At 71.9% G+C, this 13,355-nt stretch carries 12 protein-coding genes and 1 pseudogene; 7 read left to right on the forward strand and 6 right to left on the reverse strand.

Annotation, left to right across the window (positions count from 1 at the left end):
- Positions 1–161: 161 nt before the first annotated feature.
- Both ACFV7Q_RS35665 and ACFV7Q_RS35670 read left to right on the forward strand, forming a co-directional pair.
- Complete coding sequence (locus ACFV7Q_RS35665) at positions 162–434, forward strand: SH3 domain-containing protein (protein WP_385435084.1); 273 nt, start codon at positions 162–164, stop codon at positions 432–434.
- Positions 435–489: 55 nt separating this feature from the next.
- Positions 490–1,807 (forward strand): annotated as a pseudogene (locus ACFV7Q_RS35670) (serine hydrolase domain-containing protein).
- 23 nt (positions 1,808–1,830) lie between these two features.
- Here ACFV7Q_RS35670 and ACFV7Q_RS35675 read toward each other — a convergent pair.
- The gene (locus tag ACFV7Q_RS35675; protein ID WP_385435085.1) at positions 1,831–2,694 is read right to left on the reverse strand and encodes an SDR family oxidoreductase; all 864 of its coding nucleotides are present in this window, start codon (positions 2,692–2,694) and stop codon (positions 1,831–1,833) included.
- Between the two features lie 94 nt (positions 2,695–2,788).
- Between ACFV7Q_RS35675 and ACFV7Q_RS35680 the strand changes: the two genes are divergently transcribed.
- The gene (locus tag ACFV7Q_RS35680; RefSeq protein ID WP_385435086.1) at positions 2,789–3,277 is read left to right on the forward strand and encodes a MarR family winged helix-turn-helix transcriptional regulator; all 489 of its coding nucleotides are present in this window, start codon (positions 2,789–2,791) and stop codon (positions 3,275–3,277) included.
- Between the two features lie 96 nt (positions 3,278–3,373).
- Positions 3,374–3,781, forward strand: a complete 408-nt coding sequence (locus ACFV7Q_RS35685; protein WP_385435087.1) for a YciI family protein — start codon at positions 3,374–3,376, stop codon at positions 3,779–3,781.
- A 98-nt stretch (positions 3,782–3,879) separates the two neighbouring features.
- Here the strand turns inward: ACFV7Q_RS35685 and ACFV7Q_RS35690 are convergent, their stop codons facing one another.
- The 5 genes from ACFV7Q_RS35690 to ACFV7Q_RS35710 all read right to left on the reverse strand — a co-directional run bounded on the left by ACFV7Q_RS35690 (position 3,880) and on the right by ACFV7Q_RS35710 (position 10,779).
- Complete coding sequence (locus ACFV7Q_RS35690) at positions 3,880–4,818, reverse strand: carbohydrate ABC transporter permease (RefSeq protein WP_385435088.1); 939 nt, start codon at positions 4,816–4,818, stop codon at positions 3,880–3,882.
- A complete protein-coding gene (locus ACFV7Q_RS35695) occupies positions 4,815–6,155 on the reverse strand; it encodes an ABC transporter permease subunit (RefSeq protein WP_385435089.1) in 1,341 nt (446 codons plus the stop codon). The genes ACFV7Q_RS35690 and ACFV7Q_RS35695 overlap by 4 nt, the downstream gene beginning before the upstream one ends.
- Positions 6,156–6,164: 9 nt before the next feature.
- On the reverse strand, positions 6,165–7,499 hold the full coding sequence (locus tag ACFV7Q_RS35700; RefSeq protein WP_385435090.1) for an ABC transporter substrate-binding protein: 1,335 nt from the start codon (positions 7,497–7,499) through the stop codon (positions 6,165–6,167).
- A 98-nt stretch (positions 7,500–7,597) separates the two neighbouring features.
- Positions 7,598–9,280 carry a glycoside hydrolase family 13 protein gene (locus tag ACFV7Q_RS35705; protein ID WP_385435091.1) on the reverse strand — a complete coding sequence of 561 codons (1,683 nt, stop codon included), beginning with the start codon at positions 9,278–9,280 and terminating at the stop codon, positions 7,598–7,600.
- Positions 9,281–9,504: 224 nt separating this feature from the next.
- Positions 9,505–10,779, reverse strand: a complete 1,275-nt coding sequence (locus tag ACFV7Q_RS35710; RefSeq protein WP_385435092.1) for an ABC transporter substrate-binding protein — start codon at positions 10,777–10,779, stop codon at positions 9,505–9,507.
- A gap of 170 nt (positions 10,780–10,949) precedes the next feature.
- Here ACFV7Q_RS35710 and ACFV7Q_RS35715 point away from each other — a divergent pair, with 170 nt between their 5' ends.
- The 3 genes from ACFV7Q_RS35715 to ACFV7Q_RS35725 form a co-directional block, all read left to right on the forward strand.
- Positions 10,950–11,456 (forward strand): PadR family transcriptional regulator, encoded by a 507-nt coding sequence (locus tag ACFV7Q_RS35715; RefSeq protein ID WP_385435093.1) that lies wholly within the window; start codon positions 10,950–10,952, stop codon positions 11,454–11,456.
- A complete protein-coding gene (locus tag ACFV7Q_RS35720) occupies positions 11,453–12,220 on the forward strand; it encodes an ABC transporter ATP-binding protein (RefSeq protein ID WP_385435094.1) in 768 nt (255 codons plus the stop codon). The genes ACFV7Q_RS35715 and ACFV7Q_RS35720 overlap by 4 nt, the downstream gene beginning before the upstream one ends.
- Before the next feature lie 2 nt (positions 12,221–12,222).
- On the forward strand, positions 12,223–13,355 hold a 1,133-nt coding region (locus ACFV7Q_RS35725; RefSeq protein ID WP_385435095.1), incomplete at its 3' end, for an ABC transporter permease.

The raw sequence follows: 13,355 nt of genomic DNA on the forward strand, positions 1-13,355 counted from the left end.
GGCTGCACTCCTACAATCACCACCGCGGACACACCGCGCTCGCAGGCAAACCACCCGCCAGCCGCGTCCCCAACCTCACTGGGCAATACAGCTAGTCTGCGGTCAGCACGCCCGGACGCCGGGTGCAGCGATCACGGACCCGTCATGCCCTGGAGGAAGAGATGCCCAGCCCGCAGCAGCCCTTCGGTACGGTCGTCAGCAGCAACGGCGTCAACATGCGCAGGTATCCCAGCACCGATTCCGCGATCTCCGGAACCCTCACCCACGGCACCCAGATCGGCCTCATGAGCAAGGTCCACGCCCAGGACATCGACGGGAACAGCATCTGGTACCTGCTGCGGGACAGGCCCGTCTGGGTCTCGGCCCGGCACGTCGACAACACGGGCCAGGTGCCCCTCTCGAAGGACGTGGAGCCCCCGCACCCCGAGGGCTGAGGGGGACGGAGGGGAGGCCCCGGCACACGGGGGACGCCGCCGGGCGGTTTCCCTGATGCGGGGTCAGGGTCGGGGCGGGGCGGGGCCGGGGAGATCCCCGTCGCACCTGGGCGGACCCGGTGGACAGGATCGAGGGGCCCCGTTCCCGCCGTCCGAGTGGAGATGTCCCGTGCGTCGTACCTCCGTCCCGCTCCTGTCCCTCCCCTTCGCCGCAGCCGTGGTGCTCTGCGCCGTCGCCCCGGCGCAGGCCGCCACCGCGGGGCCCGGCACGGGCGGCCTGGACCCTGCCGCACTGCGTGAGGCGATCGCCGTGCGCCCGGACGACGGAGCCGCCGGTGTCGTGGCCGAGGTCCACAGGAACGGGCAGTCGTGGCGCGGCACGTCCGGAGACACCGTCAGCGGCAAGCGCATCAGCCCCGGTGCGCACTTCCGGATCGGCAGCATCAGCAAGCCGATGGAAGCGGTGATCCTGCTCCAGCTGTCCGCCGAGGGCCGGGTCGATCTTGACCGGAGCGTCCAGCACTACTTGCCAGGGCTGCTCCCGGAAGACCGGTTCAAGGAGCCGGTCAGCATACGGCAGCTGCTCAACCACCAGTGGTCTGCCCCACGACTTCGGGGGCGCCCCGGTCCCGTCGCCGGACGAGGACATCGAGGACCGCCTCGACTACCTCGGCTTCGACGAGGTGATCCGGCAGACGCTCCACCCGGAGGGCAGGCCGGGTCCCGGACCGCACTTCCGCCCCGGCACCCGGCAGGAGTACAACTCCTTCGGCTACCGCGTCGCGGGCAAGCTCATCGAGGAGATCACCGGCCACCCGTACCAGTACGAGGTGACCACCCGCATCCTGAAGCCGCTGAAGATGCGGGAGACCAGGGCCGCCGCAGTGGGGCGCAGCACGCCCGTGCCGCGGCCGTACCTACCCCGCTATCTGCCGAGGAGCAGCGGCGAGCTGGTCGACGTGAACGTGCAGGGCGGGCTGCCCGCGAGCATGACCTCCACCACGGGTGACCTGGACCGGTTCATCACCGGCCTGTTCGACGGCCGGCTGTTGCGCCCCGCGCAGGCCGCGGAGCTGTTCGCCGTGCCGAAGGGCGCCGACGGCGGGCCGCTGCCGTACGCCGACAATTCCCACTGCAACACCGGTCCCGGCGAGGGCACGGCCTGCTTCAGCGTCGGGCTGATGTCGGTGCCGCTGCCCGACGGTTCGGTCCTGTGGGGCAAGACGGGCTCCGATCCGGGATACCGCAGCGGCGTCTTCGCCTCCCGCGACTTGAACCGGCGCGCGGTCTACGCGCTGGGTACCGCGTCCGCCTCCGTCAACGGTGCCCCGGCGGTGGCCCAGCGCCTGGCCGTGGCCGCGTTCGGGAACTGAGGGGCGGCCGGTCAGGCCACCGGTCAGGCCACCCAGGCGGAGGTGAGGGCCTGGACCGTGGATCCGTCCGCGTCGGCGAGCTTGGTGCCGACGAAGCCGCGGGCCCAGTCGGTGGTCTGGATCCGGAACGCGGGCCGGTCGGCGGTGAGGGCCTCCATGACGGCCTCCGCCGCCCCGGCCGGGGTCTGGGCGGTGCCGTCCAGGAACTGCGCGACCGTGCGGTCGATGTAGCGGCGCAGGGCGTCGGTGTACGGCCCGGCGTCGATGTCGGCCTCGATGTCGATGCCGATGTTGTTCACGAACTCGGTGGCCACGGCTCCGGGTTCGATGACGGACACGGTGACGCCCAGGGTGCGGGCGACGGGGGCCAGGCTCTCCATGTAGCCCTCGACGGCGAACTTGGCAGCGCAGTAGGCCTCGTTGAACGGCTGGCCGACGACGCCGCCGACGCTGGTGACGGTGATCAGGCGGCCACCGGTGGCGCGCAGGTGCGGGAGCGCGGCCTTGGAGACGTTCAGCACGCCGAAGAAGTTGACCTCCATCACCTTGCGGATGTCGGCGAGGGAGTCGTTCTCCAGGGTGCCCACGTGGCCGGCACCCGCATTGTTCACGACGGCGTCCAGCCGGCCGTAGTCGGCGATCACCCCGTCCACGGCGGCCGCGACGGAGGCCCCGTCCGTCACGTCGAGCTGGCGGACGTCGAGCTCGACGCCCGCTTCGAGGGCGGCCTTGCGCAGGGCGTCGGCACGGTCGGTGTCTCGGAGGGTGGCGACCGTGCGCCAGCCGGCCCGGGCGGCGGCGATGGCGGCGGCGAGGCCGATGCCGGAGGAGGTGCCGGTGATGAGGACGGTACGGAGAGTGGCGGGGGTGGCGGAAGTGTTGGACATGACGGACCTTTCGACGGGGCCGATTTATGTGCGTGCACACACACCATAGGCTTGTGTGTGTGCACACGCAACCCCCTCCCTATAGGCTCGGTCCATGTCGAAGAAACTGACACAGGCCGAGATGCCCGCCGCCGATTACGCCTTCTACGGGCTCGTCTGGGCCGGCACGGTGATGACCGAGCGCGTCGACCGCGCCCTCACCAAGGCACACGGCCTCCCCGTCTCCTGGTTCGAGGTCATGCTGTGGCTGGCGTCCAGCCCCGAGCCCGTGCCCGCCTCCGTCCTCGGCAACAGCACCATGCTCAGCCGCAGCCAGGTCTCCCGGGTCGTCGACGCCCTGCAGTCCCGCGGTCTGGTGGCCCGTACCCCTTCGACGCGCGACGCGCGGTCGGTCGAGGTCTCGCTGACCGAGGAGGGCCGCCGGGTCTTCGCCGAGGCCGACGCCACCCGCCGGGAGGCCCTGGCACCGGTCTTCACGGAGCTCCTCGACGAGCAGGACGTCCAGGCCCTCGGCACCGTGTGGCGCAAGCTCAAGGCCGAGAAGGAGCGGCTCGCCGAGGAACCGGGAACCAGGCCCTCCTGAGCCGGTGCCCGCCCCGGCGGCCGCCGCCCGGGGGAACACGGACCCGGTCGCGTCCGGGAGCCGGCCCGCCGGGCCGGGAGCTGGTTGGCTGGGGGCATGAAGTACTTCGTGACGGTGCAGGCGAGCCAGGCCGACTACGACGCGATGGAGGGGAAGGACTCGCCCTTCCCCGGATGGAGCCGTGACGAGATCGCGGCCATGGTGGCCTTCATGAACGACCTGAACGCGGAACTCACCGCCTCCGGGGAACTCCTGGACGGGCAGGGGTTCACCGCGCCCGCGCAGGCCCGGTTCGTCACCGGCTCCCCCGGCCGTGAACCGGTGGTCACCGACCGGCCGTACGCCGACACCGAGGTCCTGACCGCCGGATACTGGCTGCTGGAGTGCTCCGGCCTCGACCGCGTCACCCAGATCGCCTCCCGGATCACCCAGTGTCCGGTACCTGCGGGATCCCCCGAGTACCCGGTGGTGATCCGCCCGATCGGCGAAGCCCCCTCGGCCTGAAAAGGCGGCATCCCCCTCCGGTCCGCCGGAGGGGGACGCTGCCGCGGGAGCACGGGCCGCGCGGCTGCTGCACCATTGGCACTGGCGCACCGGTGGCGCTATTTCACCGAGCCCGCCATCACGCCCTGGACGAAGTGCCGCTGGAAGGCGAAGAAGACGACGAGCGGGACCACGAGGGACAGGAACGCGCCCGGCGCGAGGACGCCGATGTTGCTGCCGAACTGCCTGATCTGGGACTGCAGCGCCACCGTGAGCGGCTGGGACCCGCTGTCCGCGAACAGCAGCGCGACGAGCATGTCGTTCCAGACCCAGAGGAACTGGAAGATGGCCAGGCTCGCGATGGCCGGGCGGCCGAGCGGCAGCACGAGCCGGAAGAAGATCCGCCACTCGCTTCCCCCGTCCATCCGGGCCGCTTCGAGCATCTCGCGCGGAATCTCGGCGAAGTAGTTGCGGAGCAGGAAGACGGCGAACGGCAGCCCGTAGGCGACGTGGAAGAGGATGACGCCGGTGATCGTGCCGAACAGTCCCACCGCGCCGAACAGCTTGGCCACGGGCAGCAGCCCGATCTGCACGGGTACCACCAGCAGTCCGACGACCACCAGGAAGATGCCGTCCCGGCCGGGGAAGTCCAGCCAGGCGAAGGCGTAACCGGCCATGGCCGCGATGCCGACCACCAGGACGGTGGTGGGCACCGAGATCAGGACGGTGTTGCCGAAGGCCGCCGCGATGCCGGAGTCCTCCAGCAGGGCCCCGTAATTGTCCAGGGACAGCTGGGACGGGTCGGTGAGTGCGGTCCACCAGCCGCCGGAGGCGTTGTCCTGCTCGGAGCGCATGGAGGACAGCAGCAGGCCCGCCAGTGGGGTGATCCACACGAGGGCGACCAGGATCAGCAGGCCCTGGACCGCCGAGCTGCTGAGCAGGCGCGACAGCCTGCTCCCCCGGCGCGGCCCGGCCGGCGAGGGGCTGGGGGCGGGGACCGGCCGGAGCGTCGTCGCCCGCCGGGGAACTCGGCGTTCGATGGTGCCGTGGCTGCTCATGCTGCACTCCTTCGGAACCGCCGGATGTTGAAGATCATCGCGGGGACGACCAGCAGGAGGAGCACGATGCTGAGCGCGCTGCCCAGGCCCTGGTCGTTGCCGCCGCCGAAGGAGACCAGCCACATGCGGGTGGCCAGTACGTTCGCCTCCTCCTGGACCGGTCCGGGCGCGATGATGTAGACGAGGTCGAAGACCTTCATCACGTTGATCACCAGGGTGACGAAGACGACGGTGAGGACCGGTGCCAGGAGCGGCACGGTGATCTTGCGGAAGATCTGGCCCTCGGTGGCGCCGTCCATCCGGGCGGCCTCCAGCGCGTCGCGCGGGATGGAGGCGAGGCCGGCGCCGATCAGCACCATGGCGAAGCCGGTCCACACCCACAGGTAGGCGCCGATGATGGCCGGCGTCACCAGGGCCGGGCCGAGCCAGTTCACGCCCTGGTAGGGGGCTGCGAAGTTGGCGGCGGGCAGCCGGACGGTGTACTCGCCGGCGGCCAGTCCGGTGAAGCGGAACGATCCGTCCGCGCCGGCGGTGGCGGTCGCGGCCACCTTGCCGTCCCGTACGGCCTCGACGGTCATCCCGGGCAGGCCCTTCTCGCCCGGGTCCACCGTGCCGGGGGTGCCGGCGCCGCCGGGGGCGAAGTCGAGGTAGACGACGCCCGCGATGACGTCCTCGCCGGGCGCCGACGCCGGCGGCGCGGTCGCCGCCGCGGCTCCGGCGGGTATCGCGTCGGGTGCCACGCCGACGAAGCCGAGGCTGACCGGTTCGCCGGGGCGTACGGGCTTCTCGGTGCTGTACGGGCCGCCCGCGCCGCCCGTCAGGCCGTGGCCCGCGCGGGGGCGGGCGGTCGGGTAGGCGGCGGTGTCCTGGAAGGTGTCGTGGATGCCGACGGCGACCGCGTTGAGGACGCCCCGGTCGGGGTTCTGTTCGTAGGCGAGGCGGAAGATGATGCCCGCGGCCAGGAAGGACACGGCCATCGGCAGGAAGAGCACCAGCTTGAAGGCGGTCGCCCAGCGCACCTTCTCGGTGAGCACGGCGAGCACCAGGCCGAGGCCGGTCAGCAGGGTCGGGGCGACGACGACCCAGATGGCACTGTTGCGGATCGCCTTGAGGGTGGCGGGGTCCTGCACGATGGCCTTGTAGTTCCCGGCCCCGACGAACCGGTCGCCGCTGGCGTCGAAGAGGCTGCGGACGAAGGAGAAGACGACCGGGTAGACGACCAGCGCGCCGAGCAACAGCAGGGCCGGTAGGACGAAGAGGACGGCGAGGCGGCGCTGCCTCCTCCGGGCCCGGCGCCGCGGGTCGGCCGCGGCGCGGGCGGTGAGGGTGTCAGCCATGGGGGCGCCTCAGTTTCCGTAGGCCTTGGCGGCCTCGGCCTCGAGCTTCGCCGCGGTGCCCTGCGGGTCCGAGGGGTCGCGCAGGAAGTCCTGGAGGAGCTTCCACTCGCCCGCGCCCTTGGTGCCGCCGAAGGCTGCCGGCGCCTGGTCCGACATGTCGAAGCGCACGGAGTCGCCGGCCGCGACGAGGGATTCGGCGGTGCTGCGGGTGGTGTCGTCTCCGTACGCGGAGAGGGCGACCTTGGTGTTCGGGGACAGGAAGCCGCCCGCGCCGGCCCAGACCTCGGCGGCCTCGGGCGAGGCGAGGAACTCGACCAGCTTCATGCCGGCCTGGCTGTTCTTGCCCTGCTTGAGGACGACGGCGGCGTCGCCGCCGCTGACGACCGGCGCCTTTCCTCCGTCGACGGCGGGGAAGGGGAAGAACTTGGCGTCCGTGCCGAGCTTCTTGCCGAACTGGTCCTTGGCGACGCCGCCGACGAAGTCTCCCTCGTAGACCATGCCCGCCTTGGGCTGGGGGCCGAAGACCTGCTCGACGGAGGAGGGGAAGTCGGTCTGGAGGGCCGTCTGCGCGCCACCGGCGACGAGCTGCTGGTCCTTGAACAGTTCACCGAGGGTGGTGAGGGCCTTGACGACGCTGTCGTCCGTCCACTTGATCTTGTGCTGGGCCAGCTGGTCGTACTTCTCCGGACCGGCCTGGGAGAGGTAGATGTTCTCGAACCAGTCGGTGAGGGTCCAGCCGTCCTCGCCGGCCACCGCGAACGCCGGGCGGCCGGAGTCGGCGAGCGAGCGTCCGGTCTTCAGCAGGTCGGCGTAGCTCTTCGGCTCACTGGCACCGGCCTGGGTGAAGGCGTCGGGCGCGTACCAGACCGTGGACTTGTGGGCGGCCTTGAAGTACAGGCCGTAGTAGGTGCCGTCGACGGTTCCGTAGTTCTTCCACACCGGGGCGAGGGAGGAGTCGGCGGTCTTGGCGGCCTGGTCGGACAGGGGCTGGAGCCAGCCCTCCTTCGCGAACTGCTTCAGGACGCCCACCTGGGGGACCATCACGACGTCGGGGGCGTTGCCGCCTTCGATCTTGCTTCCGACGAAGGTGGAGACGTTGTCGCCGGAGGGGACGAAGACCGTCTTGGCTCCGGTCTTCGCGGTGAAGGCGTCCAGGACCTTCTTGAAGTTCTTCTGCTCGCTGCCGGTCCAGACTCCGGCCACCGTCACGGTCTGGCCGTTCAGTTCGCCACCGGACGCGGGTCCGGTGGTGCCGCCGCCGCAGGCGGTGGCACCGAGGGTGAGGGCGAGGGCCACGGAGGTGGCGGTCGCGATCCGGCGGGGCGTCGTGCTGGGTCGTCGCATGAGGGGCTCCTTGTGAAGGGGCGGGTGGGGGCGGGGCGGAGCTGGGCGGGTCGGGGAGCTGGGCGGTGGTGTCTGCGGGGCGGTGGTGTCTGCGGGGCTTACGGGGCCGGGAACTCCCCCGTCCACCAGGCGGCGGTGGCTGCGGGCAGCACCCCGTCGGGGCACGGGCCGCTCGCGAGGAGCGGGGTGCCGGGCACCGGGGCGGGTACCGGCTCCGTGCCGAAGTTGACCGCGCAGACCAGGCCGTCGCCTCGGACGATCGCCAGCACCTGCGGCGGCGTGTCCAGCCAGCGCAGGGTGCCGTCGCCGAGCTGTGGGAGGCTGCGCCGCAGCTGGAGGCCGTCGCGGTAGAGGTGCCAGAAGGAACGGGTGTCGGCGAGGGCGCGGTCGGTGGCGTGCTCGGCGAACCAGGCGGGCTGCGGCAGCCACGGCTTGACGTCGACCGCGACCTGGCTGAAGCCGAACGGGGAGGCGTGCCCGGACCAGGGCAGGGGGACGCGGCAGCCGTCCCGGATGTGCTTGCGGCTGCCGGTGCGGTGGAAGATCGGGTCGGTGAGGACCTCGTCGGGCAGGTCGAGGACCTCGGGGAGGCCGAGCTCCTCGCCCTGGTAGACGTAGGCCGCGCCGGGGAGGGCGAGCATCAGCAGGGCGGCGGCGCGGGCGCGGGCGGCACCGAGGCCGCTGCCTTCCACGCCGGGCTCGCCCGCGTAGCGGGTGACGGTGCGGACCTGGTCGTGGTTGTTGAGTACCCAGGTGACGGTGGAGCCGGTGCCGGCGATGTCGCGCACCGCCTCGGTGATCGTCCGGCGGAAGGCGTCGGCGTCCCAGGGTGCGCTGAGCAGGTCGAAGAAGAACGCCTGGTGCAGTTCGTCGGGGCGGACGTACTCGGCGTGCTCGCGGGCGGTCGGTACGGACACCTCGCCGACCAGTAGCCGCTCGTGTCCGTCGCGGGCGGTGTACTCCTCGCACACCGAGCGCCAGCGGCGCCACACGCCGTGGACCTCGGGCTGGTTCCAGGCCAGCTGGTTGACGGCGTCGCGGGCCCGCTCGTCGGCTCGCGGGTCGTCGGAGTCGGGCAGCTCGGGGTGCTTGTAGAGACCGGCGGCGACGTCGATGCGGAAGCCGTCGACACCGCGGTCCAGCCAGAAGCGCAGCACCTGCTCGAAGTCGTCGCCCACGGCCGGGTCGCGCCAGTTCAGGTCCGGCTGCTCGGGCGTGAACAGGTGCAGGTACCAGTCGCCGGGGGTGCCGTCGGGCTCGGTGACCCGGCTCCAGGCGGGGCCACCGAACATGGCGTGCCAGTTGTTGGGCGGTTCCGCCCCGTCCGGGCCGCGGCCGGGCGCGAAGTGGAAGCGGGAGCGGGCGGCGCTGCCGGGCCCGGCGGCGAGCGCCTCGCGGAACCACGGGTGCTCGCTGGAGCAGTGGTTGGGGACGATGTCGAGCAGCAGCTTGAGGCCGAGCCGGTGGGCGTCGGCGACCAGCCGGTCGAACTCGGCGAGGTCTCCGTAGACGGGGTCCACCCCGCAGTAGTCGGCGACGTCATAGCCGTGGTCGTGCTGCGGCGACGGGTAGAAGGGGCTGAGCCAGATGCCGTCGACACCGAGCTTGCGCAGGTAGGGCAGCCCGGCCCGTACGCCGGCCAGGTCGCCGATGCCGTCCCCGGTGCTGTCGAGGAAGCTGCGGACGTAGACCTGGTAGATCACCGCGTCGCGCCACCAGGCGTCGGCTGCCGTGGCGCTGCGGGTGGGGAGGCCGGTGTCGGCCGGAAGGGTGCTGAGCATCTCGCGTCGACCTGTTTCTGCTGAATGCGAGAGCGCCCCGATCAGGTGCGCTGTTATGCATGCATGTTAAGTAGCGGCGACCGAAAGGTGTCAACGATGTGTCCAGAAGTAGCGCAAAGCTGGGATGGTTTGTCCCCAAATTCCCCTGCGCGCGACTAAGGGCGCCTACCTAACATGTAAGTAGGCGCCCTTGGCGGAGGTGGGGGAGGTGAAGAAGAGTGCGATCAGCCCTTGCGGGAGAGGGCCCCGAGCTCGCGCGCGAGCCGGGCCACGGCCTGCTCCGGAGCCTGGCGCTGCGCCATCAGGTCCTGGGCCACCGCCTGCACGGCGATGCTCACCTGGTCGTAGCGCGGACTCTTGGGGCGCGGCACCGCGGACAGTACGCTCTGCCGGAGCGTCGGCAGGTACGGGTACGCGCGGATCAGCTCGGGATCCTCGTACAGCGCGGCCCGCACCGGCGGCAGCGAGCCCCGGGTGAGGACCTTGCGCTGGACCGGTTCACTGGTGAGGTACGAGATCAGGTCGGCCGCCGTCGCCGGATGTCGCGCGCGGCTGCTGACGGCGAGGTTGGAGCCGCCGAGCACGCTGGTGCCGGGCCCGTCGGGTCCGGGGAGCGGCACCGCCCCGAACCTACCCGCGATCTTCGAGCCTTCGGCGCTCGCGTTGGCGTACACGTAGGGCCAGTTGCGCAGGAAGAGCAGCCGGCCGTCCTGGAACGCCTGTCGGGATTCCTCTTCCTTGTAGCCGAGCGCCTCGCGGGGGATCCAACCGTCCCGCACGCCGTCCGCGAGGAACCGCAGTCCCGCGCGCGCCGCGTCCGAGTCCACGGCCACCCGGGCACCGTCGTCGCGCAGGACGGAGCCGCCGGCCGAGTGCACGGCCTCGGTGACGTTGACGGTGAGCCCCTCGTAGGGCAGGAACTGGCCGGCGTAGCCGTCCAGGCCGTGCTTCGGGGCGACCGTACGGGCCTGGCGGGCCAGCTCGGCCCAGGTGCGCGGCGGCTGCTCGCCCTCCTGGTCCAGGACGTCCTTGCGGTAGTAGAGCAGTCCCGCGTTCGTGACGTACGGGACCGCGTACAGCCGGCCGTCGAAGGTCGCCGTGTCCACGACCGGCCGCAGGAACGCGTCCAGCGGGAAGCGGGTGCGCTCCAGCGGGGAGATCCATCCGGCCGCGGCGAACTCGGAGGTCCAGGCGACGTCGATGTTCAGCACGTCGAAGCGCTGGCCGCCCGAGCGCAGTTCGCTGATCATCTGGGCCCGGGTCTCGTCGGCCGAGTCGGGCAGTTCGACGAGCGTCACGTGCTCGCCGGGGTGGTCCTCGTTCCAGTCGTCGAGCAGCGGGGAGAGGTAGTCGGTCAGGTCGCCCGCGGTCGCGAGCGTCAGGGGGCCGCGGGAACCGGCGGCCGCGCCCGTGTCGGCGCGGACGCCGAAGCCGGCGTACCCCGCCAGCACCACCGCCACGACCAGGAGAGCCCTACCCGCGGCACGCATCCACCGCATAGGTTCCTCCCAGTGCACGATCCGGCTGCGCCGCCGACCATTGCGGCCTATATATACCTGTTAGGCATGCGCGATACTAGATGCCCAGGCAGACGGGGGTGGGCGGCGGTGCCGACCTGCCCGTTGCCCGGTGAACGGTTGGCTACGGAGCGAGAAGGAGGGGGGAGCGAGTGCGTCTGCCGCTCCTGGCACTCCTCACGCGCGGCCCGGCCCATGGTTACGAGCTGAAGCAGGACCTTGAGAAGCTCTTGGGCGCCGCGTACCCTCAGCCCAATGTCGGCCAGGTCTACGTCACCCTCGGGCGCCTCGAGAAGAGCGGTCTGATCGAAGGCGAGGACGTCGAGCAGTCGGGCCGGCCCAACAAGCGTACGTACCGGTTGACGGACGCCGGGCGCGAGGCCGTGCAGGCCTGGTTCGAGGACACCGCCGAGGAGCCCCGGGTACGGGACGAGTTCTTCATGAAGCTCGCCCTCGCACCGGAATCGGGAATGGCCGACCCGGTCACGCTGATCAACAAGCAGCGGCGGCAGTACCTGAACACCATGCGGGACCTGTCGAAGCTGGCCGCAGCCGAGGACCGCGACAACAAGATTTCCCACCTGCTGATCGAGGGCGCCATGCTGCACCTGCAGGCCGACCTCGACTGGCTGGAACGCTGCCAGGAGGAGCTGGAATGAGCGACACCGCCACTGCCGCTCCTGACGTGCCCATCGTCCGGGCCGAGGGCCTGGCCAAGACCCACCACGGCGAGGGTGCACCGGTCCATGCGGTGCGCGGGGTGGACCTGACCGTCCGCCCGGGCGAGTTCGTCGCGGTCACCGGACCCTCCGGAGCCGGCAAGTCCACGCTGCTGCACCTGATCGGGGGCCTGCAGAGGCCGGACGCCGGGAAGCTGTGGATCGGCGGGGAGCGGGTCGACGAATTCCGCGAGGCCCGCTGGGCGGTGCTCAGGCGCCGCAGCATCGGCATCGTCTTCCAGTTCTTCAACCTGGTCTCGAACCTCACCGTGGCCGACAACGTCGAACTGCCCGCCCTGCTCGCCGGGGCTTCTCCCAAGGCCGCCCGCGAGTCCCGCGCCGAGCTCCTCGCCGAGCTCGGCCTGGAGGGCCGCGAACGTGCGGTGCCCGGCGAGCTGTCCGGGGGCGAACAGCAGCGGGTCGCCCTCGCCCGGGCACTGGTCAACCACCCCGCCCTGCTCCTCGCCGACGAACCGGCCGGCAGTCTCGACAGCAAGGGCACCCGGGAGGTGCTGCGGCTGCTGTCCCGGTTCCACCAGCGCGGCCAGACGATCATGATGGTCACGCACGACGCGCGGATGGCCAGCGCCGCCGACCGCGTCATCAGCTTCTTCGACGGGCGGATCGCCGACGACGCACGGCTCGGGGACGGCCGACCCGGGCGCCCCGGCGGCGTGTCCCGCGTCCTCGACCTGAAGGACTGACCGTGCGGGCCACTCTGCGCTGGGCGCACGCCGACTTCCGCGCACACCGCGGCGAAGCCCTCTTCGTCGTCCTGGCCAGCGCCGGGATCATCGCCTCGCTCCTGCTCGCCGGCGCATTGTTCGGCTACGCCGCGAACCCCTGGCAGCGGAGCTTCAACCAGTCCCACGGCGCTCACGTCTGGCTGCACACCCGCGCCGGGGCGGACATGGACGCCCTGTCCGGCGTGGACGGGGTCGCCTCGGTCTCCGGGCCGTTCCGCACCGCGGCGACGACCGTCGAGTCACGCGGCGCCCGCGCCTCGGTGACGCTGCGGGCCGCCGAGGTGACGCCCCCGGAGACGGGGAGGCCGCTCGTCACCGCGGGCAGCTGGCTGACCCCGCCCGACAGCGACGCCGAACGGGACGGCGCGGTCGTGCTGGAGGCCTCGGTAGCGCGCGCCCTGTGGGCCGAGCCGGGCGACACGGTACGGGTCATCGGGCCGGACGGCACCCCGCGCGCCCTGCGGGTGAGCGGCGTGGCCGAGGCCGCCGAGCCGCGCTACCGGCCGGGCGGCGCACCGGGCATCGGCTGGGTCCTTTCCCCCACCCTCGACGCGATGGCCCAGGGACCCTCCGGGCAGAGCGTGGGGCTGCGGCTGGAGGATCCCGACGACACCGACTTCATCGTCCAGCGGACCGTGACCGTACTCGGCTCGGACCACGTGGCCCAGGTCACCAAGTGGCAGCAGGCGCGGGCCGAGGCGGGCGGTGACGACCGGCTCCTCGGCCAGGTCTTCGCCGTCTTCGGGCTCGGTGCGCTGCTCGCGGCGGCGCTCGCCGCGGCGGGGGCCATCGCCGCGCGGGTCCGGGGGCAGCTCAGGGACATCGCCGTCCTCAAGGCCGTCGGCTTCACCCCCGGCCAGGTGACCCGGGGCTTCCTCGTCCAGCACCTGGCCTTCGCGCTGCTCGGTGTGGCCCTCGGCACGGCGGCGATCGCACTGCTGGGCTCCCGGATACCGGGACGGATCGGGGACGCGGCCGAGGTGTGGCCGGAGCTGCCCCGCCACACCCCCCAGATTTACCGCCAAACCGGGGGTGCCGGGCTGCTGATCCGGGGCGCCCCCACCCAGACGGCCAGGCGGGCGGGGCGCGTGCC

Source organism: Streptomyces sp. NPDC059851, assembly GCF_042732005.1.
GTDB lineage: Bacteria > Actinomycetota > Actinomycetes > Streptomycetales > Streptomycetaceae > Streptomyces.